This is a genomic window from Enterobacter sp. BWH64 (genome assembly GCF_001037645.1).
Classification (GTDB): Bacteria; Pseudomonadota; Gammaproteobacteria; order Enterobacterales; family Enterobacteriaceae; genus Enterobacter; species Enterobacter hormaechei_C.
Map to the genome: position 1 here is coordinate 3,222,521 of NZ_KQ089922.1, position 21,602 is coordinate 3,244,122.

Below are 21,602 nucleotides of genomic sequence, written 5' to 3' on the forward strand. Positions count from 1 at the left end.
GTGTACCGCTATTCGCCAGGGTTATAAACGGCTGGGTGACGCATCACGATCAGATGGTCAGAATCTGCCGGCAGCCCGTCTGGCTTCACATTTTCCAGGCGCAGGACGTTACCCATAATTTCGCTGAACACGGGCGCAGAAACGGCCCCGCCATAGTAGGCACCGTTTTGCGGATCGTTGATCACCACCACCAGCGCGAAACGGGGATCGCTGGCAGGCGCAACGCCTGCGGTATAGGCGACGTATTTATCCACATACTTACCATGTTCATCGATTTTTTTGGCCGTCCCGGTTTTTATCGCCACGCGATAGTTACGCACCGCCGCTTTGACCCCGCCACCGCCGGGTAACGCAACGCTCTCCATCATGTGCTCCACCTCGTGAACAATTTCCTCGGGCATCACCCGCTTGCCAATCACCGGCGGGTCGATTCGGGTGATGGACAGAGGCCGTTCAATGCCATAGCTGCCGATGGTGGCATACACATGCGCCAGCTGGAGGGGGGTGACCATCAGGCCATACCCAAAGGCAAAGGTCGCCCGGTCTAACTGGCTCCAGAATTTTCGCTGCGGCAGTAAACCTGCGCTTTCTCCCGTTAAGCCAAGCCCGGTACTCTCGCCAAAACCAAAGTGTTTATAGGTATCCAGTAACCGTTGCACGGGCATCGCCAGCGAAAGACGGGACACGCCCGTATCACTGGATTTTTGCAGGATCCCGGTCATCGTCAGCTCGGGGTAGTAGCCCACATCGCGGATACGATGGCCATCAATAGTGTAGGGATGCGTGTCTATGACGCTGTCAGGCTGTACCAGCCCCTGCTGTAGCGCCGTCATCAGCACCAGAGGCTTAACGGTCGAGCCAGGTTCAAAGGTGTCGCTGATCGCGCGATTGCGAAAATCATCCAGCGTTGCCCCTTCCCGGTTATTGGGGTTGAAGTCGGGGAAGCTCGCCATTGCCAGAATTTCGCCCGTCTGGATATTAATCAGCACCGACGCGCCTGATTCGGCTTTGTTCCACGCTACGGCATTATCCAGCGCGTCTTCGGTGATAGTTTGCAGGCGTTCATCGATACTAAGCTGGATATTATGTGCAGGTACGGGAGCCACCTCCGTAAGGTTCTCCACCACATGTCCGTAGCGATCTTTCCTGACCAGCCGCACGCCTGCCTTCCCGGTAAGCTGCGTGTTAAAGCTTTTCTCGACGCCCTCAATGCCCTGACCATCAATATTGGTGAAGCCAATCAGGTTCGCCGCCACGTGCCCGGCAGGATAAAAGCGGCGGGACTCATCGCGAAGGTTGATACCGGGGAGACGCAGCTTATCGATCCACTTTGCCTGGGCGGGATCAACCTGACGGGCCAGGTAAATAAATCGCCCGTGCGGGTTACTGTTAATTCGCGATGCGAGCGTGCTCAGAGAAAGGTGTAAGGCATTTGCCAGGGCCTGCCAGCGCGAGTCAAAACCGATCCCCCCTTTTTCCAGCACTGTTTTGGGATCGGCCCAGACGGCCTGGACGGGTACGCTCACCGCAAGGGGTCGCCCTTCACGGTCAACAATCATCCCACGCGGGGCGTCTATCGCCACTTCGCGCAGGGAGCGCATATCCTCCTGCTTCACCAGATTATCCGGTTTGATAATTTGTAGCCACGCTACGCGGCCCAGCAGAAACGCAAGGCTACAAAAGATGGCGAGACACAGAAGTGCAAAACGTGCCGGAGTAAAATTTCCGGTGGTGGTTATTGTCTTTTTTTTCACCTTAACCCCAGGGCTGTTAATCAACGCCCTGATTTAACGAGAAAAGCGGATAATAAGGCGGGAAAACAATGCTAATAATCTCGCGGGTTTGCAACAAGATAATAACAGAGGAGGATTACGTAATATTTTGAAAAATAAGCGAATAAAAAAGCCCCGCATTGGCGAGGCTTATGTCTGAGATCGAAGCGCTGAGCGCTTCAGTCAGCAGTGATTCGATCAGATAGCAGTTACGTTAACCGCAGCTGGGCCTTTCTGGCCATCCTGAATTTCGAACTCAACGTTCTGGCCTTCAGCCAGAGTTTTGAAGCCGTTACCCTGGATTGCAGAGAAGTGTACGAACACGTCTTTGCTGCCGTCAGCAGGAGTAATGAAACCAAAACCTTTAGACTCGTTGAACCACTTAACTTGACCTTTAATCTTTGCCATTTGCAAAATTCCTTAGAGTGTTTTCTTAGCCCGCGGGCTTTGACATAGATAAAACTGAGACATTACTGCTTGAGGCACTAATATAAGGTTCGGCAGAGAAGCGGTATTCAACGACAACGTGTTTACTCAGGACTTCTTTACTGAAAATGCCACACATAAACAGAACTGTACCTCGTTTGACCCAAAACGTGTTATCACACACAACGTTTAATATGGCAAGCCATTTTTAAACGTGTCTCGATCCGCCGCACAAATTCAGACGTTACTCCATAACAATCTGCACAGTTATGCGAATTGTCAAATGAAGCGCCACCTGACCTCACTGCCCGCAGGGTGCGTTGACGCGCCCTGTAATCAAAGACTTTTTAAACATAGCTCAATCATTTCAAAGCGTCCATCCCAATCCCAGAATTTCTTTAAAGGAATGACTGAGTTAGAACATTTTGTGAAAAGTTATGCTGAAAACATTGCAACGCACCAACATGTGTCAGGGAATATACGATGTTAATTACATTTTGCTAACTGTATTAAAAACCACCATTTAATAAGTGTTATTCTGCACCAAAATAATGAAATTTTTATGACTCTGCCTCAAAACAAGGCAAGCAAAACGTTTCGATAAAAATAAAACACTTCAGGAAAGATATAGCACACTATTTATTCAACGAAACTGAATTTGTTAAATAAGGATAAATATTCGCCAGTTTTCAGTGTGCTAAAACATGAGTTAACTGCTGCTTAATTAAATGCCGGGAAGTTGTGGGATGCATTTGATAAGGGAGGGGATTTACGCCGTACGTCAGGCCACCTCCCCGCTCCTGGCAGACTATCGTTCAGCTACCAGGCGAATGAAGTCTTCCTCGTCTTGTTGTTGAGCAACAGCGTCCTTCGGTACCGCTTTCTCCTCCGGCTCGTTGGCTTCGCACAAACGACGCAGCAGCGCAGTCTGCCGTTTCTGCTGATCGAGCAATGCTTCCAGCAGCTCAATCTGCTCGTTTGTGCGGGAGCTGGCGCGGTTAACGAAAAACCACAGCACCAGCCCAACGACCAGCACCACCAAAGACATTACCAGGGATGCAATGCTCAGCAGCCCCGAATTCAGTAACTCACCCATTTCACCACCTCAGTAAAAACCGCCATTTTACCACTGCCGCCGCGTAAGGACATCACTCAGCGTAAAAATGGTCTCTACCAGGGGATAAACTTATTGATTGAACAAATGCCGCTAAAGAACTGTACATCCTGATCGCACATCACATTGATAGTCTGCGTCCACAGCACCACGCATGCTATCAACACTATAATCAGAATTACCCAGCGTATTTTTTTCACTCCACACTCCGTCTTATGACCTGATACAGCCAGGTTATCACGGTTATCTTAAACAGGGGCTAACTGTACCTTCAACAGACGCTTTTCGGAATCGTGCACTTGTTTCACTGCGTAAAGCCGTTACGCTTACTCTATGACAACAAAGAAAAAAGAGGCAACGATGCGTTTACTTATTCGTACAGTAATTGTACTGGCCATTGTCTGGATCGGCCTGTTATTAAGTGGGTACGGCGTATTAATGGGGAGCAAAGAAAATGCCGCGGGTCTGGGTATCCAGTGTAAATATCTTACCGCCCAGGGGATAAGCACGGCTCAGTACATCCATTCCGACAGCGGGATCATCGGGTTAACCAACTGTCCTGTGCTGCGTAAATCATCTGTTGTGGTTGATAACGGTTAATCAGCGCTGAACTTCGCTTACAGAAACGCCGCAAAAGTGCGGCGTTTCTATTGGTGGCGTCGATCAGAACGGATAATCGTTATAGCCCATCTGCTCTGAAATTTTGCGCGCTGCGGTATGCAGAATCGCCACATATTCATGAAGACGCTCTTCAGAGAAACGCAGCGTTGGGAACGAAATGCTCAGGCCGGCAATGACAACGCCGAAGCGGTCAAACACCGGCACACCGATACAACGCAGCCCCTCTTCCTGCTCTTCGTTATCTTCCCCGTAACCCTGCTCACGCACTTTATCCAGCACGCTCAGCAGTTCTTCCGTACTGGTAATCGTGCGGTCGGTGCTGCGTTTGTACTCCACCCCGTAAAGGATTTGCTTCACCTCTTCGCGATCGCGCCAGGCCAGCAGTACTTTACCAATTGCGGTGCTGTAGAGCGGGTTACGACGACCGATGCGTGAATACATGCGCAGGTTGTACATGGAGTCAATTTTGTGGATGTAAACAATGCTGTCTTCATCCAGCGCACCGAGGTGAATTGTCTCTTTCGTCAGTCGTGAAAGTTCACGCATCTGAATGTCAGCGCTGCGGATCAGATCCACGTTCTGCAAGGCGCGGGCACCCAGTTCAAACAGTTTCAGGGTCAGAGAATATTTTTCTGATTCTCCCTCCTGCGCGACATAACCCAATGATTTCATCGTCTGCAAAAAGCGATAAACGGTGCTTTTCGACATCATCACACGCTGCGACAACTCTGTAATACCAATTTCACGCTCTTCTCCGAGCGCCTGCAAGATGCCAAACACCTTCAGCACGGAAGAAACAGAATCTGGCTGCTTATCCAAATCTGCGATTGCCATTTATCACCTCATGGAGAGTGTTTTATAAAAATCAGAACCGGTTTTTATTATAAATTCGTGTGATGCGTGCTGCAATCTATCTGGGTTTACTTCGTTACAAATCTGCGACATAAAACCGAAATAACGATGCTAAAATAGTTACTCTGAAAATAATTTCACGCTGAGTCATTCTTTTCCCATGCAAAAAAACGTTTCTTATGGCCTGCCCTTACCGCAGCGGTACGGGGCAATTGCCACTATTGTCATCGGTATTTCGATGGCTGTCCTTGACGGTGCGATTGCCAACGTGGCTCTTCCGACCATTGCCAAAGACCTGAATGCTTCGCCGGCCAGCTCCATCTGGATTGTCAACGCGTACCAGATAGCGATTGTGATTTCTCTTCTGTCGCTCTCTTTTCTGGGCGATATGTTTGGTTATCGCCGGGTTTACCAGTGCGGGCTGGTGGTATTTACCCTCACCTCGCTCTTCTGTGCCCTTTCAGATTCACTGCACACCCTTACGCTGGCGCGTATCGCCCAGGGTTTTGGCGGCGCGGCGCTAATGAGCGTGAACACGGCCCTGATACGGCTTATCTACCCTCACCGCCACCTGGGGCGCGGGATGGGCATTAACTCCTTTATTGTGGCCGTGTCGTCCGCCGCCGGGCCGACGATTGCCGCCGCCATCCTGTCCGTTGCCTCGTGGCAGTGGCTGTTTGCCATTAACGTGCCGCTGGGCATTGTGGCGATCTTCTTCGCCCTGCGCTATCTTCCGGAAAATGGTCCGAAAAGCACCATGCCACGTTTCGATCTGCCCAGCGCTGTGATGAACGCGCTGACCTTTGGCCTGCTGATTACCGCGCTGAGCGGATTTGCGCAGGGACAGTCTCTGTCGCTCATTACCACAGAAATCGTTGCCATGCTTATCATCGGCTTTTTCTTTGTACGACGTCAGCTGGCGCTGCCCGTGCCGTTACTACCGGTGGATTTGCTGCGTATTCCGCTGTTTTCGCTATCCATTTGTACCTCCATTTGCTCGTTCTGCGCCCAGATGCTGGCGCTGGTTGCGCTGCCGTTCTTTTTGCAGAGCGTGATTGGCCGTTCGGAAGTGGAGACAGGCTTGCTGCTCACGCCCTGGCCTCTGGCAACCATGGTGATGGCCCCGCTGGCCGGTTACCTTATTGAGCGCGTCCACGCCGGGCTTCTGGGGGCGATTGGGCTGGTCGTCATGGCGGTAGGACTGTTTGCGCTGGCGCTCCTGCCCGCCTCGCCGGGGGATCTGGATATTATCTGGCGCATGATCCTGTGCGGGGCCGGTTTTGGTCTGTTCCAGTCCCCTAATAACCACACGATTATCACCTCTGCCCCACGTCATCGCAGCGGTGGCGCCAGCGGGATGCTGGGCACGGCAAGACTGTTAGGGCAAAGCACCGGGGCCGCACTGGTGGCGTTGATGTTTAACCTTGCCGGGCAGAATGCGACACACGTTGCGCTGATTACCGCAGGGACCCTGGCGACCCTCGCGGCTGTCATTAGCGGCCTTCGTGTCACCCAGCCAAAGGCGCAGGCATAAAAAAACCGGGCGGAGAATGGCTCCAGCCCGGTTCTTTTCAACCCGATTACGTTACTTCAGGTATTCGCCGCTACGCAGCGCTTCAATACGTTTATCCAGCGGCGGGTGAGACATAAACAGCTCGCTCAGCGACTTTGATTTGCCGTTGATGCAGAAGGCCATCATGCTGTTTGCTTCCTGCGGCTCGTAGCTGGTTTTCAGTCGTTGCAGCGCAGCAATCATCTTTTCACGACCCACCAGTTTCGCGGAACCGGCATCCGCGTGGAACTCACGATGACGGGAGAACCACATGGTAATGATGCTTGCCAGGATACCGAACACCAGCTCCAGCACCATTGAAACAGCAAAATAGATCAGCGGGTTGCCGTTGCTCTCTTCACCCTCATCACGGTTGCCACCCATAAACCCGGCAGCAATCTGTGCCAGAATACGAGAAATAAAGATAACGAAGGTGTTCACCACGCCCTGGATCAGGGTCATGGTGACCATATCGCCATTGGCGATATGGCTGATCTCGTGAGCAATAACCGCTTCCGCTTCGTCACGGCTCATGTTTTGCAGCAGGCCGGTACTGACGGCCACCAGGGACGCGTCACGACGCGCACCGGTAGCAAACGCGTTGATATCCGGCGCGTGGTAGATGGCTACCTGCGGCATGGCAATGCCCGCCTGCTTTGACTGCTGAGCAACCGTGCTCATCAGCCACTGCTCCATATCGTTACGCGGTTGCTCAATAACTTCACCGCCCACGGATTTCAGTGCCATCCACTTCGACATCAGCAGTGAAATGAAAGAGCCACCGAAACCAAACAGCAGCGCCATAATCAACAGACCCTGAACGCTGCTCGACTGAATTCCCGTCAGGCTTAGCACCAGCCCGAATACCACCATCACCGCCAGGTTGGTGAGCAGGAAGAGCGCGATTCGCATCATAATATTCTTTTAACCTCAGTTTAACAAAACGCACTATGCGATTACCCACATCGTATGGGTATTACGGCTATTTTCAAGCATCCAGACGGCGTAAGTCACCAGAAAGACACAACTTTACACAATTGGAAATCCGCCTGACGGAAGGAGGAGGTACATAAAGAAACAGGCACAATTTCTTGTGCCTGTTGGGGGATTATTTTGTCGGAGCAGGTTGCAGGGCGGGTTTCTCTTTTTCCAGCTTCGCGAGATCAAGCGCGATATGCACCGTCTCGTCCAGATACGGATCGGGCTCCTGGTAATCCTTAGGCAGATCGTCCAGTTTTTTGAGCAGAGGCTTGCCTTCACGTTTGAAGCGATCGTTGATACGCGCCAGACGTGTCGCGTCATCTTCATTGTTCTCTTTCTCACGCTGGGCGTAGTTCAGAGACACAATGTTCCGTTTCGCTTTCAAAGCATTGAAACGCGCGATGTCCTTCATGATGTACTGGAATTCCGGATCCTTCCCGATGCGATCGTTGTGATTTTTCAGCAGTTCCGGTCCGAACTGTTTCATATCACCCGATTTCACGAATGTCGCGGCATCAATGCTATCCCACGGCAGCGCGTTATCTTCAAACTTCTCGCCCGTTTCCGTCTCTTCGGTACCTGTCGGCATCATGATATCCGGCGTCACGCCTTTGCGCTGCGTACTGCCGCCGTTGACGCGGTAAAACTTCTGAATAGTGTACTGTACTGAGCCCAGCGCAGGCCACTCAGGGCGCAGCATCTGGTCGTAAATACGGTTCAGAGAGCGGTACTGCTGAACGGTGCCCTTGCCAAACGTCGGTTCGCCGACGATTAATGCCCGGCCGTAATCCTGCATGGCAGCAGCGAAGATTTCCGATGCAGAGGCGCTGAAGCGATCGACCAGCACCACCAGCGGCCCCTTATAGTAGACCACACCATCGGTATCGGCATCTTCACGCACTTTACCGTTGTTATCGCGCACCTGTACCACCGGGCCAGACGGGATAAACAGCCCGGAAAGCGAGACGGCCTCGGTCAATGCCCCGCCGCCGTTGCTGCGCAGGTCAATGATCACGCTGCTGACATTCTGCTTTTCAAGCTTCTGGAGCTGCACTTTCACATCATCGGTCAGGCCGACGTAGAAACCTGGGATATCCAGCACGCCAACCTTCTCTTTACCCACGGTTTTCACCGACATTTTCACCGCGCGATCTTCCAGACGGATACGCTCACGGGTGAGAGTAACGATACGGGTTTTAGTCCCCTTACCGGCTGGCAGGATCTCCAGGCGAACTTTGCTGCCCTTCGGCCCTTTGATCAGCGCAACAACATCATCAAGACGCCAGCCAATCACGTCCACCATGCTCTTTCCGGTTTGACCCACACCGACAATACGGTCGCCTACGCTGATCGCTTTGCTTTTCGACGCAGGGCCACCAGCCACCATGGAGTTGATTACGGTGTAGTCATCGTCCATCTGAAGCACAGCACCGATACCTTCCAGAGACAGGCTCATTTCGGTATTGAACTGTTCGGTGTTACGTGGAGAGAGATAATTAGTGTGCGGATCAATTTCATGCGCAAACGCGGTCATCGCCAGCGAGAAAACATCTTCACTGTTGGTCTGCGCCAGACGACGAATAGCGAATTTGTATCGACGATTTAACGTCTCACGGATCTCTTTCTCGTCTTTGCCTGTAAGCTTGAGGCTCAGTTCGTCATATTTGACTTTTCCGTCCCACAGCGCATTCAGTTCAGCCTCGTCTTTCGGCCATGGCGCTTTGCTGCGGTCCAGATTAAAGGTGTCGTTGCCGGTGAAGTCCATCGGACGTTCCAGCACTTTCAGCGCGTATTGATAACGCTCAAAACGGCGCTTTTGCGATAAGTTGTACAGATCGTAGAACAGATCGAGCTTTCCGGAGCGCAGCTCATCACCCACTTCGGATTTGCGTTTAGCGAACTGTTCGACATCGCTGGCCAGCAGTACGTTATGGCTGTAATCCAGCAAGTTCAGATAACGGTCAAAGATTTTGGCCGAAAAGGCCTGATCGAGATCGAACTGACGATAGTGCGAACGAGTAAAGCGCGACGTCACGCGCTCACTCACCGTCGCGTGCTGAGTCTCTTCCTTGAGAACCGGAATTTGATCAACACGCGTAATATCGTCCACAGCGAAAGCATGGCCTGTTATAGCAAACAGGCCAGCCAGCGCGGTGAGCTTAAAAAAAGTGTTCATGCCAGGCTCGGCCTCCGTTTCAGAACAACAAGTGTTCTGCGCGTACAATCATTGACATACCAGAAGTCAGCTGTACACGAACGCCATCTTTGGTGATTTCCAGTACGGTGGCGTCCATCGCGTTGTTACCCGCTTTCACCTTCAGAGACTGACCTACGCTCAGCGCATTGATGTCAGAAACTGGGGTGTGGCGCGGCTCTTCGCGCGGCGCACGTGGGGCTTTAGCTGCGGGTTTGTCAGCACGCGGTTTGCGATCGTTATTTTCAGTACGACGCGGTGCCGGGCGCGGTTTACGCTCGCGACGAGGGGCGTCTTCCTGACCGTTTGCCGCTGCGGCTTCGCGTTTTTTCGCCTGCTGTTCCGCACGCTGTGCCTGCACGCGAGCTTTGGCTTCTTCAAGCTGCTTACGCGCATGTTCTACGTGCTGCTCGTCCAGCTCACCGCACGGGTTGCCGTCAAGGTCGACACGGGTCGCACCCGGCTTGATACCGTACAGGTAACGCCAGCTCGAGGTATAAAGGCGCAAGGCAGAACGAAGCTGCGTTTTGCTGAGGTTCATCTCCCCCTCAACGCGCGCGACCAGATCCTGAAAGATACCGACTTTCAGAGGACGCGCTTCACCTTCAGCGCTGAAGCACTGCGGGAAACGCTCGGCCAGAAATGCGATAACTTCTTTACTGCTATTCAACTTAGGTTGATTTTCCATGAAATTTCCTGATTACAACGGACGTTGCCAACAAGCGCAGGCATGAACAGGCGACATTATAATGACGCTATCAGTAAATGCTACGTTATCCGTTGATTATCCTGCGACGCTCGCAAAGAATTTATGATAATCGGTCTCTGCCAGAACATTTTCCAGGTTTGCGGCCAGCGCGCGCAGCCCCTGCTCATCCTCGGCAGTAAAGCGGCTGAAGACCGTGCTGTCGATATCCAGAACGCCAATAATCTGATTTTTAACCACCAGCGGCAGTACGATTTCAGAATTGCTGCTGGCATCGCAGGCAATGTGGCCGTCAAACGCATGAACATCTTCGACACGCTGAACCTGACGGGTCGCCACTGCGGTACCGCACACGCCACGACCTACCGGGATGCGTACGCAGGCGAGTTTACCCTGGAAAGGCCCCAGCACCAGCGTGTCACCTTCCAGCAGATAAAAGCCCGCCCAGTTCACGTCAGAAAGGCGTTCGAACAGTAACGCACTGGTATTTGCCAGAGTGGCTAAGAAACTGGTTTCCCCTGCCATTAATACCTTAAAATCGCGATTCAGATCCGCGTAGAATTCTGTTTTGTTCATTATTCAATCACTTAGTTATCTTACATAGTTACCGCATAGCCTATTAAAATAAGCATTAAATGCGCTCATGCTCAAGATGAATCCGTTCATGAGTTATTATAACTTTCAACAATACTAATCTGTGTGCGACTGATGGCCCTAAAAACACCCCAAATTACGCCGACACGAAAGATCGTTGTCCGTACGGTAAGCCAGGCTCTGCCCCGTGCACATTATCAGCGTTGTCCCCAGTGCGATACGCTTTTTATGTTGCCGAAGATGAAATCGCACCAAAGTGCTTTTTGTCCATGCTGCGATGCTAAAATCCGCGATGGCCGGGACTGGTCATTGACGCGTCTGGCGGCAATGGCGGTCACCATGCTGCTGCTGATGCCCTTCGCCTGGACCGAGCCGCTGTTAAAGCTCTACCTGCTTGGCGTGCGTATTGACGCTAACGTGTTGCAGGGGATCTGGCAGATGACGCGCCAGGGCGATCCGCTTACGGCCGCCATGGTGCTGTTCTGCGTCGTCGGCGCGCCGTTGGTGCTGGTCGCGGCAATTGCCTACCTGTGGTTTGGCAACATTCTGGGGATGAACCTGCGCCCTGTCCTGCTCATGCTGGAAAAGCTCAAGGAGTGGGTGATGCTGGACATCTATCTGGTAGGCATTGGCGTGGCCTCCATCAAGGTGCAGGATTATGCGTTTTTACAACCCGGCATTGGCCTTTTCGCGTTTATTTCACTGGTCCTGCTGAGTATTTTGACCCTGATTCATCTCAATGTTGAACAGCTTTGGGAGCGATTTTACCCGCAGCGCCCCGCGACCCGGCCTGATGAAAACCTGCGCGTCTGCCTGGGCTGCCATTACACCGGTTTTCCGGATAAACGCGGGAGGTGCCCACGCTGCCACATTCCGTTAAGATTGCGACGCAACAACAGCCTGCAAAAGTGCTGGGCGGCGCTAATCGCCTCCCTGGTATTTTTGTTCCCGGCCAACATGCTGCCGATCTCCGTAATTTATGTGAACGGCGCCCGTCAGGAAGATACTATCCTTTCGGGGATTATCTCTCTGGCGCACAGTAACGTGGGGGTCGCCGCCATTGTTTTCATCGCCAGTATTCTGGTGCCCTTTACCAAAGTGGTGGTGATGTTTACGCTGCTTATTAGCATTCACTTTAAATGCGAACAAGGACTACGCACCCGCATCCTGCTTCTGCGATTTGTGACCTGGATTGGTCGCTGGTCGATGTTGGATCTGTTCGTGATTTCGCTGATGATGTCGCTCATCAATCGCGATCAGTTACTTGCTTTTACCATGGGACCCGCAGCTTTTTATTTCGGCTCTGCGGTGATATTGACTATTCTTGCAGTGGAATGGCTGGACAGCCGCTTACTTTGGGACGCACATGAGTCAGGAAACGCCCGCTTCGCCGACTGAAGCGAGAATTAAAACAAAACGCCGCATTTCGCCATTCTGGTTGCTGCCTGTTATCGCGCTGATGATCGCAGGCTGGCTTATCTGGACGAGCTATGAAGATCGCGGAAGTACCATCACGATTGATTTCCAGTCTGCGGACGGCATTGTCGCCGGACGTACCCCCGTTCGCTTCCAGGGGGTGGAAGTGGGTACTGTGCAGGATATCTCCCTTGGCAAAGGGCTGAACAAAATCCAGGTCCGGGCGAGCATTAAGTCTGACATGCAGGATGCCCTGCGTGCCGAAACGCAGTTCTGGCTGGTCACGCCTAAAGCCTCCCTGGCCGGCGTTTCCGGACTGGATGCGCTTGTGGGCGGTAACTATATCGGCATGATGCCCGGCAAAGGTGAGCCACAGGATCACTTTGTTGCGCTGGATACCCAGCCGAAATATCGGTTGAATAACGGCGATTTGATGATCCATCTCCGCGCGCCGGATTTGGGCTCGCTGAACAGTGGTTCTCTGGTCTATTTCCGCAAAATTCCGGTAGGCCGCGTTTACGACTACGCCATTAACCCGAACAAAGATGGCGTGACCATTGATGTACTCATCGAGCGCCGTTTTACCAACCTGGTTAAAAAAGGCAGCCGCTTCTGGAACGTCTCAGGCGTCGATGCCGACCTGAGCTTAAGCGGTGCGAAAGTGAAGCTTGAGAGCCTGGCGGCGCTGGTGAATGGCGCTATCGCCTTTGACTCACCTGCTAACTCCAGCCCTGCCGCCGCAGAAGATACCTTTGGCCTGTACGCCGACCTGGCGCACAGCCAGCGCGGTGTCATCGTCAAGCTGACCCTGCCGGATGCCAAAGGCCTGAAAGCCGGTTCGACCCCGCTGATGTACCAGGGTTTAGAGGTCGGGCAACTGACAAAATTAACCCTCAATGCGGGCGGTTCCGTTACCGGCGAAATGACGGTGGATCCGAGTGTGGTGGATCTCCTGCGGGAAAAAACGCGCATTGAACTGCGTAATCCGAAGCTCTCCCTCAGCGACGCCAGCATCAGTTCTCTGCTGACGGGAAGCACCTTTGAGCTGATCCCCGGCGAAGGTGCGCCGAACAAAAACTTTGTTATCGCGCCGGCGGATAAAGCCCTGCTGCAAAAACCGGGCGTGTTGACGGTTACGCTGAATGCACCGGAAAGCTACGGTATTGAAGCCGGGCAACCGCTGATCCTGCACGGTGTGCAGGTGGGCCAGGTCCTCGAACGTAAGCTGTCGGAAAAAGGGGTCTCCTTCTCCGCCGCCATCGATCCGCAGTACGGCAACCTGGTCCACGGCGACAGTAAATTTGTGGTTAACAGTCGGGTCGACGTGAAGGTGGGTCTGGACGGGGTTGAGTTCCTCGGCGCCAGCGCCAGTGAGTGGGTTAACGGCGGGATCCGCATTCTGCCGGGCAGCAAAGGTGCGCTGCGCGAAAGCTATCCGCTGTTCGCCAATCTGGACAAAGCCATTGAAAACAGCCTCGGCGACCTGCCAACCACCACGCTGACCTTAAGCGCTGAAACGCTGCCGGATGTCCAGGCAGGCTCCGTCGTGCTTTACCGTAAGTTTGAGGTGGGGGAAGTGATCACCGTTCGTCCTCGTGCGGACGCGTTTGATATCGAACTGCATATCAAGCCGGAGTACCGCAAGCTGCTCACGCCAAACAGCGTGTTCTGGGCTGAGGGTGGCGCGAAAGTGCAGCTCAACGGCAGCGGGCTGACCGTACAGGCATCGCCTCTCTCCCGTGCCCTGCGCGGTGCGATCAGCTTCGATAACCTGAGCGGCGCCGGCGGCAACATGCGTAAAGGTGACAAGCGGATCCTCTTCCCGTCCGAAACCGCGGCGCGCGCGGTCGGGGGGCAGATTACCCTGCACACCTTTGATGCCGGTAAACTGGCAGAAGGCATGCCCATCCGCTATCTCGGCATTGATATCGGGCAGGTCCAGAAGCTGATGCTGATCACCGCACGCAACGAAGTGCAGGCGACCGCCGTGCTTTATCCGGAATATGTGCAGACGTTTGCCCGGGCAGGCTCGCGCTTCTCGGTGGTTACGCCGCAAATTTCTGCCGCAGGGGTTGAGCATCTCGACACCATACTTCAGCCGTACATTAACGTTGAACCGGGTCGCGGCAACGCGCGTCGTGAATTTGAGTTGCAGGAGGCCACCATCACCGACTCCCGTTATCTGGACGGTTTGAGCATTGTGGTTGAAGTGCCGGAAGCCGGTTCGCTGGGCATCGGTACGCCGGTCCTGTTCCGCGGCATTGAAGTAGGGACAGTAACAAGCCTGACGCTGGGTAATCTGTCCGATCGCGTGATGGTCGGCCTGCGCATCAGCCAGCGTTATCAGCATCTGGTGCGCAACAACTCGGTGTTCTGGCTCGCTTCAGGCTACTCGCTGGACTTCGGCCTGACCGGTGGCGTGGTCAAAACGGGGACCTTTAATCAGTTCATTCGCGGCGGCATTGCCTTCGCGACGCCGCCTGGCACGCCTCTGGCGCCTAAGGCGCAGGCAGGTAAACACTTCCTGCTGCTGGAAAGTGAACCGAAAGAGTGGCGCGAATGGGGAACGGCGCTGCCACGTTAATCTCGCAGGCTCCGGTGTCAACGCGCCGGAGCCTTTATGTTACACTGCGCACCTGAATGTTTCCCTGTGGTGTGCCCGTGGCTCAAAACTCCGTATTTCTTCCCGAACAATTCCTCGCACAGATGCGCGAGGCGCTTCCTGCTCATCTCTCTTTCGACGATTTCGTTGCCGCCTGCCAGCGCCCTTTGCGCCGGAGTATTCGCGTCAATACGCTGAAAATCAGCGTCGGGGCGTTTCTGGATCTCGTCTCCCCCTACGGCTGGCAATTAACGCCAGTGCCGTGGTGTGAAGAGGGTTTCTGGATCGAACGGGATGACGAGGAGAGCCTGCCGCTCGGCAGCACCGCCGAGCACCTGAGCGGGCTGTTTTATATTCAGGAAGCCAGCTCCATGCTGCCGGTTGCTGCGCTGTTTGCCGACGGGAACCAGCCTGAGCGGGTTATGGATGTCGCAGCGGCGCCGGGCTCTAAAACCACGCAGATTGCCGCCCGGATGAACAACCGCGGCGCGATCCTCGCCAACGAATTTTCCGCCAGCCGCGTTAAAGTCCTGCATGCCAATATCAGCCGCTGCGGGATCCACAACGTCGCGTTAACGCACTTCGATGGTCGCGTGTTTGGCGCTGCCCTGCCGGAAGCCTTTGATGCCATCCTGCTCGACGCGCCCTGCTCCGGCGAAGGCGTGGTGCGTAAAGATCCTGATGCGTTAAAAAACTGGTCCGTTGAAAGCAACCTGGAGATCGCCGCCACACAGCGCGAACTGATCGACAGCGCGTTTCATGCCCTGCGCCCAGGCGGGACGCTGGTTTACTCTACCTGCACGCTGAATCGCGATGAAAACGAGGACGTCTGCCTGTGGCTCAAGCAACGCTATGCGGATGCCGTCGAGTTTCTGCCGCTGGACACCCTCTTCGACTCGGCCAGTCATGCGGCCACGCCTGAAGGCTTCCTGCATGTCTTCCCGCAGATTTACGATTGCGAAGGCTTCTTTGTTGCCCGTCTGCGTAAAACCCGCGCCGTCGATCCTTTGCCTGCCCCTAAGTTTAAGGTCGGCAACTTCCCGTTCACGCCGGTCAAAGGCCGTGAGGCGGCAGAGGCGCAAGCGGCTGCGAGCAAAGTCGGCCTGCACTGGGATGAGAGCCTGCGCCTCTGGATGCGTGACAAAGAGCTGTGGCTGTTCCCGGTCAATATCGAACCGCTGATTGGTAAGGTGCGTTTCTCCCGCCTCGGTATTCGCCTGGCGGAGATCCACAACAAAGGCTATCGCTGGCAGCACGAAGCGGTCATTGCGCTGGCCGACAGTGAGAACACCTTTGCCCTGACGCATCAGGAAGCGGAAGAGTGGTATCGCGGTCGTGACGTTTACCCAGAAGACGGCCCGTCACAGGATGAAGTCATCGTGACGTATCAGGGTTATCCGTTGGGGCTGGCGAAAAAAGTCGGCTCGCGGCTGAAAAACAGCTATCCGCGCGAACTGGTACGCGATGGCCGCCTGTTTACCGGTAACAACCGCAGCGCCTGAAAAAAAGCGCATTTTTTTACTGGCGATTTCGCTCTCCTTGTCTAGGATCAAAAATGGGTGACTGCACTGGTCATACCAGATTTTGGGCAACAAACCGGAGAGCATTATGACGAAAACCAGCGTACGCATTGGCGCTTTTGAAATCGACGACGCTGAATTGCGCGGCGAATCACAAGGCGAACGAACGTTAAGTATTCCCTGCAAATCCGATCCGGATTTGTGCATGCAGCTGGACGCCTGGGATGCAGATACCAGCGTCCCGGCGATCCTTGATGGGGAACATTCCGTTCTGTACCGTGAGCATTACGACAGTAAAACCGATGCCTGGGTCTTGCGTCTTGCCTGACCCAAAGAGAACCCGCCCGAAGGCGGGTTATTTATTACTGAAGCTGCGCCAGCGTCAGAAAGCCCCCGAATACTGCCCCCGTATCAATGTAGTGCAGATTGTTAAAATCGTAGCGTTTGTCCACAGGCGTATGTCCAAACCAGAAGTGATCCGCGCCGCTAATGCCCTGCCCTTTGCCCACCATAAAGCCCATTAACCGGTCGCGATCCCACAGCACGCGCTGGGCATCCACCGGCTTATGCCAGCCATATTCAGCGGAGGGATAATCCGCATGAGCAATCACGTTCAGACCGTTTTTGCAGGTTATTTCAATAATGTGCGGTAAGTCCCGACACGCATCGAGTAAACCCTTCGCCTGTTTTTGTTGAGCGTCCTTAAGCCCGGTAAACCAGTTACCGCCATTTATCGACCAGAGACTAAAATCATTATTTTCAAGCGCATCTAACGCCATTTGCTCGTGATTACCGCGTACCGCATAAAACCAGTTTTCCTGCATCAGCTGTAAACATTTTACGCTGTCAGGCCCGCGATCGATAATATCCCCCACCGAGATCAGCAGATCCGTATCAGGATTAAAATGCCGTCGTTTCAGCTCATCCATAAGCCACTGATAGCAACCATGAATATCGCTGACAACCCAGACATGACGCCAGTGTTCTCCCTCTATTTTCTGATACATAACGCCTCCTGTAAGAAGTATAGCCGCCACAAAAAATGTCATGAGCTGGCGTCGGATTTCGCGAATCCAAACAAACCATAAACCAGCCGGAAATAAAGATCGCTGCGCTATTAATCCCTTATTCCCTGGCCTTTAAAATAGAGCGGAATAAAAAGAGGGATTTTCACGTGTCAAACATACACCTGCAAAACGATGTTTTTTATCCGCATCGCACAAATATTATTTCTGAACTGGTGAGAGGAGAACGCGTTCCCGGCCCAATCTGGCACAAACGTGATTACCGGTTAAAGTTCCTTCTACGCTCGCTTTTATTCTGGTCCTCCACCCATCGCATGCTGGAGGCCCTGTCCGGGCGCGATGATTTCGACAGGCTGCTCACCTCTCAAATTACCTTACCGAGCAAAACTCACCGCCAGTATCTGATGCGCGGCCTGAACTCAAACGATCGGGCCGATGCTATCATCAGCCACTATCAGTGGATTGATAGTCTGAAAAACATCGCCCTCGCCCACGCGCTGACCAGCCCGCAAGAGGTGCCGGTTGTCCGGTTCGAGGCAAAAAACGGCGAAATCTATACCGTCCACGCCTCGTCCGCAGGTAAGGCCGAACGCGAAGGCGAAAGCACGCTTTGGCTGCACGACAATGACAATACGCTGCTTGCCAGCCTGACGTTCTGTGTCGCACGCAGTAACGGCCGTACGGTGCTGGTGATCGGCGGCCTTCAGGGTCCACGTCGTCATGTTTCACGGGAGGTGATTAAGCAGGCTACCCGTGCCTGCCATGGGCTTTTCCCGAAACGCGTGCTGATGGAGGTGATCTTCCAGCTTGCCTCACGCTCGAACATTAGCGCGATTTTTGCCGTCAGCGATGAAGGCCATGTTTTCCGCGCGCTGCGCTACCGTCTGAGCAAAGGCCGTCATTTTCACGCCAGCTACGACGAGTTCTGGGAAGGCCTGAACGGAAAGAAACTCTCCCCCTTCTGCTGGCAGTTGCCGCTTCAGATGGAACGTAAAGCACTGGAGGAGATTGCCAGCAAAAAACGCGCCGAATACCGTCGCCGCTTTGCGTTACTTGATGATATTGCGGCTTCCGTACATGCGCGCATTGATCCCGCAGTCTTCTCAGGCAAAAAACAAACAAAAATTTAACAAAACAGCCAAAAAGGACTGGACTTACGCCTGCCGGGTTGTGGTATGTTTGAGGCAGGCGCACAGGAAGTGAACCTTCTGCTGAGACGAAAACCGGATTTTATCGTTTATTTTCAAGCAGATAAAAAGAGACCGAATACGATTCCTGTATTCGGTCCAGGGAAATGGCTCTTGGGAGAGAGCCGTGCGCTAAAAGTTGGCATTAATGCAGGCTCAATCGCCTTGCCCTTTAAGAATAGATGACGACGTCAGGTTTTCCAGTCCACAGTAAAAGTGGTCTGAAAAAAAGCGTCAGAACATCACTAAATGTGAAAAACCGCAGAGCTTTTACAAGCACCTGCGGTTTTTTTTTACTGGAAACCTGACGGCTAGCAGAGCTTTTCAGCGCGCTCAATAAACGGTGCCAGACTCTTCTTCTGCCCGGGGTTTGCCGGGTCATCTACCTGGATCACGCTGACAGGCTGTCCGTTACTTTTCCCTCTGGCAACCTGCTGCTCCGCCACGTCATTTAACGGATACTGCACGAGCGTACTGGGATTGATGACATACAGCGCGTTACCGGGACGGCAGGTAAGCATGACTTCTTCACGATTAAATGCCCAGTTGTCCTTACCCACTTCAAACCGGCTGACGGTGATGACCTGCGGCGCGGCTAACGCACTGCTGGCACAGGTGAGAAGTAAAAGAGAAAGCAGTGTCTTTTTCATATGTTATTTAACCTTGTCAGAAGGGTTCCCAGGTCGCGAACAGGCTGACGGCCGCCAGTACCAGCGCGCCCAGCACCACCTCTGCCTGTGTCATCCTGATAAAAATCTGTTGTTCCCGCCCGGCCTCCGGGCGAAAGCGTGGCACAAGAAAATACCGATTCGCCAGCGCAATTGCCACCATCATCATGACCAGCGCACATTTGAACAACAACAGCTGGACATAAGGCGCCTGCCACGGCACGTTTATGCCAACAATAAAGAGCGTATTGATTATCCCGGTCAGCAGCACGCCTGCCACGGCGTAATGCCCCACGCGGGAGAAGCGCATCATGGTAAAGATAGCGGCTGGCTGCCAGCGGCCTTTCGCCAGACGCATACAAAACAGCAGCGGCAGTAAACCACCCACCCAGGTCGCGGCGCAGAGCAGGTGAAGCGCATGGTTGAGACGATGCAACGCTCCCGGTGCGCCACCGTTCATCGCGGCATGTCCCACGCCCGCCAGCAGCACCAGCTGCCCCATCGCGAGCAGTAACAGCCGTGAGCCTTTTTGCGGGGTAAGCCATGCAGCGCCCGCCGTCACAGCGGCCAGCACCATTTGCCACAACCAGACGCCGCCAAATTGCGTTCCCAGCACGCTGCGCCAGACCGCCGGACGAATGACATCGCCCCATCCGTTGCCCATCAACCCACTTTGCAGGCCAAACATCAGCAGAGCCGCTATCAGGCTGATTAAGGCCGCGAGTTTCTGCTGCCGCTGGAAACGCCGGGTCATGAGGCGCTGCAACGAAGACGGCGCAAACCAGACGCTGTAGAGCGCGTTGCCGAAAAGCAGCATCAGCGCAGCAAAATGGATAAAGCGTAACGCGACGTAGCTCAGGGTCAGCATGCTATTTCACGCTAAAGTGATAGCTGCCTTTGGTTTTGTGGCCATCCACGGAGACCACATGCCAGTCCACCGTGTAGGTGCCGGACGTCAACGGTTTCTCAAGAGGAACAATCAGCTTTGCGTTATCCTTCTCGTCACGCTTCACCGCGCCGGTCTGGATCTTGTGCTGCTGCGCGTCCGTCACCACCACGCCGCTGAAGGCTGGCTCAATGCCTTCCGAGAAGTTCAGGGTAATAACCTCTGGTGCCACCGCAACGGTATTTTCCTGCGGGGATTGCTGCTTAAGATGCGCATGGGCCAGAACTGAGGGCGTGATGGCTGAAGAGAGCAGAAATGCCAGCGCGCACGCGACACGGGAAGGGGTAAAATGCATCACAATCATTCCTTTTCGTTATGCCTGAATGCTAAAGAATAACTCTGTATAATTAACGAGTCGAGGAACATCCTTTGCTCCCTTGTCATCGTTGAACAATCGCGGTAACGTTGCCGCCGCAGAAAAAGGAGAAGGAAATGAACGTTAACCTGGCCGCCCTTCCTCAGGACGAGATGGACAAAGTGAATGTCGATCTCGCCGCCGCGGGGGTCGCATTCAAAGAGCGTTACAACATGCCCGTCGTGGCTGAAGTGGTAGAGCGTGAACAACCCGCGCATCTGCGCGACTGGTTTCGCGAACGTCTCATTGCGCATCGCCTCGCCTCCGTCAATCTCTCGCGCCTGCCGTACGAACCTAAAGTTAAATAAGCTTAACGTCTCGTTACACTTCCTTACGCGTTATGTGGCAGGATAAGAAAACCCTGATAAATTTAGGTGTAATCTTAAAATCCCAGCGACTTAGTGTATAAGGAAGTCACGATGTCACGATGGAATATTGCCGCGGCTCAGTATGCCCCGCGGCACAACTGTGTTGATGAGCACGTAAAACATCACCTGCACTTTATTGCCGAGGCTGCCTGGCATGGGTGCGATTTAATCGTCTTTCCGGAGCTTTCGCTTACCGGCCCAGGCGGAACATCCTTACCCCCACCCCCTGACGATTTGCAGCTTGCCCCCCTCCTTCACGCCGCCCAGTCACGTTTCATCACGGTGATTGCTGGTATTACACTCCAGCAACACGGCCAGCGCCAGAAAGGACTCGCGCTTTTCACCCCTAACCTGTCGACCATCCGGCGTTATCCGCAGGGCAACGGTGCAGGTGTTATTCCTGGCGATAAACGGTTAACCATCGTGGATAACCAGGCTGACGCCCCGGAACTGGACCCGGAGGCAACGCTGTTCACCAGCAGCCTGGCCGTGGGCGAGCATCGCTGGCGGCAATCCATCGGTTCGTTACAACGCTTCGCGCACAAGTACGCCATCGCGGTATTAATGGCGAACGCGCGCGGCGGTAGCGCGTTATGGGATGAAAAAGGTCAGCTGATCGTACGTGCCGATAAGGGAGAACTGCTGCTAACCGGTTCTTTAGGCCAACAGGGTTGGCAAGGCGATATCATTCCATTAGGCTAGG

23 protein-coding genes and 1 pseudogene are annotated in these 21,602 nt (G+C 53.8%); 10 read left to right on the top strand and 14 right to left on the bottom strand.

Annotated elements, in window-relative coordinates:
• Positions 1-8 precede the first annotated feature (8 nt).
• From ftsI to mgrB, 5 genes and pseudogenes are all read right to left on the bottom strand, one after another.
• Complete coding sequence (gene ftsI / locus SK50_RS15310; protein ID WP_017693260.1) at positions 9-1,754, bottom strand: peptidoglycan glycosyltransferase FtsI; 1,746 nt, start codon at positions 1,752-1,754, stop codon at positions 9-11.
• 216 nt (positions 1,755-1,970) lie between these two features.
• Positions 1,971-2,180, bottom strand: a complete 210-nt coding sequence (gene cspE / locus SK50_RS15315; protein WP_001062678.1) for a transcription antiterminator/RNA stability regulator CspE — start codon at positions 2,178-2,180, stop codon at positions 1,971-1,973.
• Between the two features lie 12 nt (positions 2,181-2,192).
• A pseudogene (locus tag SK50_RS15320) lies at positions 2,193-2,337 on the bottom strand (DUF2627 domain-containing protein).
• Between the two features lie 669 nt (positions 2,338-3,006).
• Positions 3,007-3,294 (bottom strand): YebO family protein, encoded by a 288-nt coding sequence (locus SK50_RS15325; RefSeq protein WP_017693259.1) that lies wholly within the window; start codon positions 3,292-3,294, stop codon positions 3,007-3,009.
• Between the two features lie 74 nt (positions 3,295-3,368).
• Positions 3,369-3,512: a PhoP/PhoQ regulatory lipoprotein MgrB gene (gene mgrB, locus SK50_RS15330; RefSeq protein WP_003859906.1), complete on the bottom strand. Its 144-nt coding sequence runs from the start codon at positions 3,510-3,512 to the stop codon at positions 3,369-3,371.
• A 160-nt stretch (positions 3,513-3,672) separates the two neighbouring features.
• Here mgrB and SK50_RS15335 point away from each other — a divergent pair, with 160 nt between their 5' ends.
• Positions 3,673-3,912: a YobH family protein gene (locus tag SK50_RS15335; protein ID WP_017384332.1), complete on the top strand. Its 240-nt coding sequence runs from the start codon at positions 3,673-3,675 to the stop codon at positions 3,910-3,912.
• Positions 3,913-3,975: 63 nt separating this feature from the next.
• On the opposite strand, the gene kdgR is transcribed toward SK50_RS15335, so the two are convergent.
• A complete protein-coding gene (gene kdgR / locus SK50_RS15340) occupies positions 3,976-4,767 on the bottom strand; it encodes a DNA-binding transcriptional regulator KdgR (protein WP_048229624.1) in 792 nt (263 codons plus the stop codon).
• Between the two features lie 178 nt (positions 4,768-4,945).
• Here kdgR and SK50_RS15345 point away from each other — a divergent pair, with 178 nt between their 5' ends.
• Complete coding sequence (locus SK50_RS15345) at positions 4,946-6,319, top strand: MFS transporter (protein WP_045345045.1); 1,374 nt, start codon at positions 4,946-4,948, stop codon at positions 6,317-6,319.
• Between the two features lie 51 nt (positions 6,320-6,370).
• Here SK50_RS15345 and htpX read toward each other — a convergent pair whose 3' ends face one another.
• The 4 genes from htpX to SK50_RS15365 all read right to left on the bottom strand — a co-directional run bounded on the left by htpX (position 6,371) and on the right by SK50_RS15365 (position 10,794).
• Complete coding sequence (gene htpX / locus SK50_RS15350) at positions 6,371-7,252, bottom strand: protease HtpX (protein WP_003859899.1); 882 nt, start codon at positions 7,250-7,252, stop codon at positions 6,371-6,373.
• Positions 7,253-7,445: 193 nt separating this feature from the next.
• Positions 7,446-9,494, bottom strand: a complete 2,049-nt coding sequence (gene prc, locus SK50_RS15355) for a carboxy terminal-processing peptidase (protein WP_015570296.1) — start codon at positions 9,492-9,494, stop codon at positions 7,446-7,448.
• A gap of 19 nt (positions 9,495-9,513) precedes the next feature.
• The gene (gene proQ / locus SK50_RS15360; protein ID WP_003859895.1) at positions 9,514-10,200 is read right to left on the bottom strand and encodes an RNA chaperone ProQ; all 687 of its coding nucleotides are present in this window, start codon (positions 10,198-10,200) and stop codon (positions 9,514-9,516) included.
• Positions 10,201-10,296: 96 nt separating this feature from the next.
• Positions 10,297-10,794, bottom strand: coding sequence for a GAF domain-containing protein (locus SK50_RS15365; RefSeq protein ID WP_045345041.1), 498 nt, complete (start codon positions 10,792-10,794; stop codon positions 10,297-10,299).
• A gap of 132 nt (positions 10,795-10,926) precedes the next feature.
• Here SK50_RS15365 and yebS point away from each other — a divergent pair, with 132 nt between their 5' ends.
• The 4 genes from yebS (at position 10,927) to SK50_RS15385 (ending at position 16,678) form a co-directional block, all read left to right on the top strand.
• A complete protein-coding gene (gene yebS / locus SK50_RS15370) occupies positions 10,927-12,210 on the top strand; it encodes a membrane integrity lipid transport subunit YebS (protein ID WP_020480541.1) in 1,284 nt (427 codons plus the stop codon).
• Positions 12,179-14,812, top strand: a complete 2,634-nt coding sequence (locus SK50_RS15375; protein ID WP_048229630.1) for a PqiB family protein — start codon at positions 12,179-12,181, stop codon at positions 14,810-14,812. Before yebS ends, SK50_RS15375 begins: the two co-directional genes overlap by 32 nt.
• A 56-nt stretch (positions 14,813-14,868) precedes the next feature.
• Complete coding sequence (gene rsmF, locus SK50_RS15380) at positions 14,869-16,332, top strand: 16S rRNA (cytosine(1407)-C(5))-methyltransferase RsmF (protein ID WP_045345039.1); 1,464 nt, start codon at positions 14,869-14,871, stop codon at positions 16,330-16,332.
• 106 nt (positions 16,333-16,438) lie between these two features.
• Positions 16,439-16,678 carry a YebV family protein gene (locus SK50_RS15385; protein WP_003859885.1) on the top strand — a complete coding sequence of 80 codons (240 nt, stop codon included), beginning with the start codon at positions 16,439-16,441 and terminating at the stop codon, positions 16,676-16,678.
• Positions 16,679-16,712: 34 nt separating this feature from the next.
• On the opposite strand, the gene pphA is transcribed toward SK50_RS15385, so the two are convergent.
• Positions 16,713-17,357, bottom strand: a complete 645-nt coding sequence (gene pphA, locus SK50_RS15390; protein ID WP_015570293.1) for a protein-serine/threonine phosphatase — start codon at positions 17,355-17,357, stop codon at positions 16,713-16,715.
• Between the two features lie 167 nt (positions 17,358-17,524).
• Between pphA and SK50_RS15395 the strand changes: the two genes are divergently transcribed.
• Positions 17,525-18,505: a VirK/YbjX family protein gene (locus SK50_RS15395; RefSeq protein WP_045345038.1), complete on the top strand. Its 981-nt coding sequence runs from the start codon at positions 17,525-17,527 to the stop codon at positions 18,503-18,505.
• Between the two features lie 45 nt (positions 18,506-18,550).
• Positions 18,551-18,748, top strand: a complete 198-nt coding sequence (locus tag SK50_RS15400; RefSeq protein WP_017693250.1) for a hypothetical protein — start codon at positions 18,551-18,553, stop codon at positions 18,746-18,748.
• A 125-nt stretch (positions 18,749-18,873) separates the two neighbouring features.
• Here SK50_RS15400 and SK50_RS15405 read toward each other — a convergent pair whose 3' ends face one another.
• Genes SK50_RS15405 through yobA form a run of 3 tightly spaced genes read right to left on the bottom strand, consistent with a single transcriptional unit; the run spans position 18,874 to position 20,471 of the window.
• Positions 18,874-19,212: a YebY family protein gene (locus tag SK50_RS15405; protein WP_032669635.1), complete on the bottom strand. Its 339-nt coding sequence runs from the start codon at positions 19,210-19,212 to the stop codon at positions 18,874-18,876.
• A gap of 16 nt (positions 19,213-19,228) precedes the next feature.
• The gene (copD, locus tag SK50_RS15410) at positions 19,229-20,098 is read right to left on the bottom strand and encodes a copper homeostasis membrane protein CopD (RefSeq protein WP_017693249.1); all 870 of its coding nucleotides are present in this window, start codon (positions 20,096-20,098) and stop codon (positions 19,229-19,231) included.
• A 1-nt stretch (position 20,099) separates the two neighbouring features.
• A complete protein-coding gene (gene yobA / locus SK50_RS15415) occupies positions 20,100-20,471 on the bottom strand; it encodes a CopC domain-containing protein YobA (RefSeq protein ID WP_017384342.1) in 372 nt (123 codons plus the stop codon).
• A gap of 137 nt (positions 20,472-20,608) precedes the next feature.
• Between yobA and SK50_RS15420 the strand changes: the two genes are divergently transcribed.
• The gene (locus SK50_RS15420; protein ID WP_003859784.1) at positions 20,609-20,839 is read left to right on the top strand and encodes a DNA polymerase III subunit theta; all 231 of its coding nucleotides are present in this window, start codon (positions 20,609-20,611) and stop codon (positions 20,837-20,839) included.
• 111 nt (positions 20,840-20,950) lie between these two features.
• Positions 20,951-21,601, top strand: coding sequence for a carbon-nitrogen hydrolase family protein (locus tag SK50_RS15425; RefSeq protein WP_003859783.1), 651 nt, complete (start codon positions 20,951-20,953; stop codon positions 21,599-21,601).
• Position 21,602: the final 1 nt, after the last annotated feature.

What these genes read in the sequence shown, in the direction of transcription:
- yobA (WP_017384342.1), bottom strand. Translation starts at nt 20,471, where the DNA reads ATGCATTTTACCCCTTCCCGTGTCGCGTGCGCGCTGGCATTTCTGCTC.
- SK50_RS15325 (WP_017693259.1), bottom strand. Translation starts at nt 3,294, where the DNA reads ATGGGTGAGTTACTGAATTCGGGGCTGCTGAGCATTGCATCCCTGGTA.
- SK50_RS15365 (WP_045345041.1), bottom strand. Translation starts at nt 10,794, where the DNA reads ATGAACAAAACAGAATTCTACGCGGATCTGAATCGCGATTTTAAGGTA.
- SK50_RS15405 (WP_032669635.1), bottom strand. Translation starts at nt 19,212, where the DNA reads ATGAAAAAGACACTGCTTTCTCTTTTACTTCTCACCTGTGCCAGCAGT.
- SK50_RS15375 (WP_048229630.1), top strand. Translation starts at nt 12,179, where the DNA reads ATGAGTCAGGAAACGCCCGCTTCGCCGACTGAAGCGAGAATTAAAACA.
- SK50_RS15420 (WP_003859784.1), top strand. Translation starts at nt 20,609, where the DNA reads ATGAACGTTAACCTGGCCGCCCTTCCTCAGGACGAGATGGACAAAGTG.
- pphA (WP_015570293.1), bottom strand. Translation starts at nt 17,357, where the DNA reads ATGTATCAGAAAATAGAGGGAGAACACTGGCGTCATGTCTGGGTTGTC.
- rsmF (WP_045345039.1), top strand. Translation starts at nt 14,869, where the DNA reads ATGTTTCCCTGTGGTGTGCCCGTGGCTCAAAACTCCGTATTTCTTCCC.
- SK50_RS15425 (WP_003859783.1), top strand. Translation starts at nt 20,951, where the DNA reads ATGTCACGATGGAATATTGCCGCGGCTCAGTATGCCCCGCGGCACAAC.
- copD (WP_017693249.1), bottom strand. Translation starts at nt 20,098, where the DNA reads ATGCTGACCCTGAGCTACGTCGCGTTACGCTTTATCCATTTTGCTGCG.
- cspE (WP_001062678.1), bottom strand. Translation starts at nt 2,180, where the DNA reads ATGGCAAAGATTAAAGGTCAAGTTAAGTGGTTCAACGAGTCTAAAGGT.
- SK50_RS15400 (WP_017693250.1), top strand. Translation starts at nt 18,551, where the DNA reads ATGTTTGAGGCAGGCGCACAGGAAGTGAACCTTCTGCTGAGACGAAAA.
- kdgR (WP_048229624.1), bottom strand. Translation starts at nt 4,767, where the DNA reads ATGGCAATCGCAGATTTGGATAAGCAGCCAGATTCTGTTTCTTCCGTG.
- prc (WP_015570296.1), bottom strand. Translation starts at nt 9,494, where the DNA reads ATGAACACTTTTTTTAAGCTCACCGCGCTGGCTGGCCTGTTTGCTATA.
- SK50_RS15385 (WP_003859885.1), top strand. Translation starts at nt 16,439, where the DNA reads ATGACGAAAACCAGCGTACGCATTGGCGCTTTTGAAATCGACGACGCT.
- SK50_RS15345 (WP_045345045.1), top strand. Translation starts at nt 4,946, where the DNA reads ATGCAAAAAAACGTTTCTTATGGCCTGCCCTTACCGCAGCGGTACGGG.
- yebS (WP_020480541.1), top strand. Translation starts at nt 10,927, where the DNA reads ATGGCCCTAAAAACACCCCAAATTACGCCGACACGAAAGATCGTTGTC.
- proQ (WP_003859895.1), bottom strand. Translation starts at nt 10,200, where the DNA reads ATGGAAAATCAACCTAAGTTGAATAGCAGTAAAGAAGTTATCGCATTT.
- SK50_RS15335 (WP_017384332.1), top strand. Translation starts at nt 3,673, where the DNA reads ATGCGTTTACTTATTCGTACAGTAATTGTACTGGCCATTGTCTGGATC.
- htpX (WP_003859899.1), bottom strand. Translation starts at nt 7,252, where the DNA reads ATGATGCGAATCGCGCTCTTCCTGCTCACCAACCTGGCGGTGATGGTG.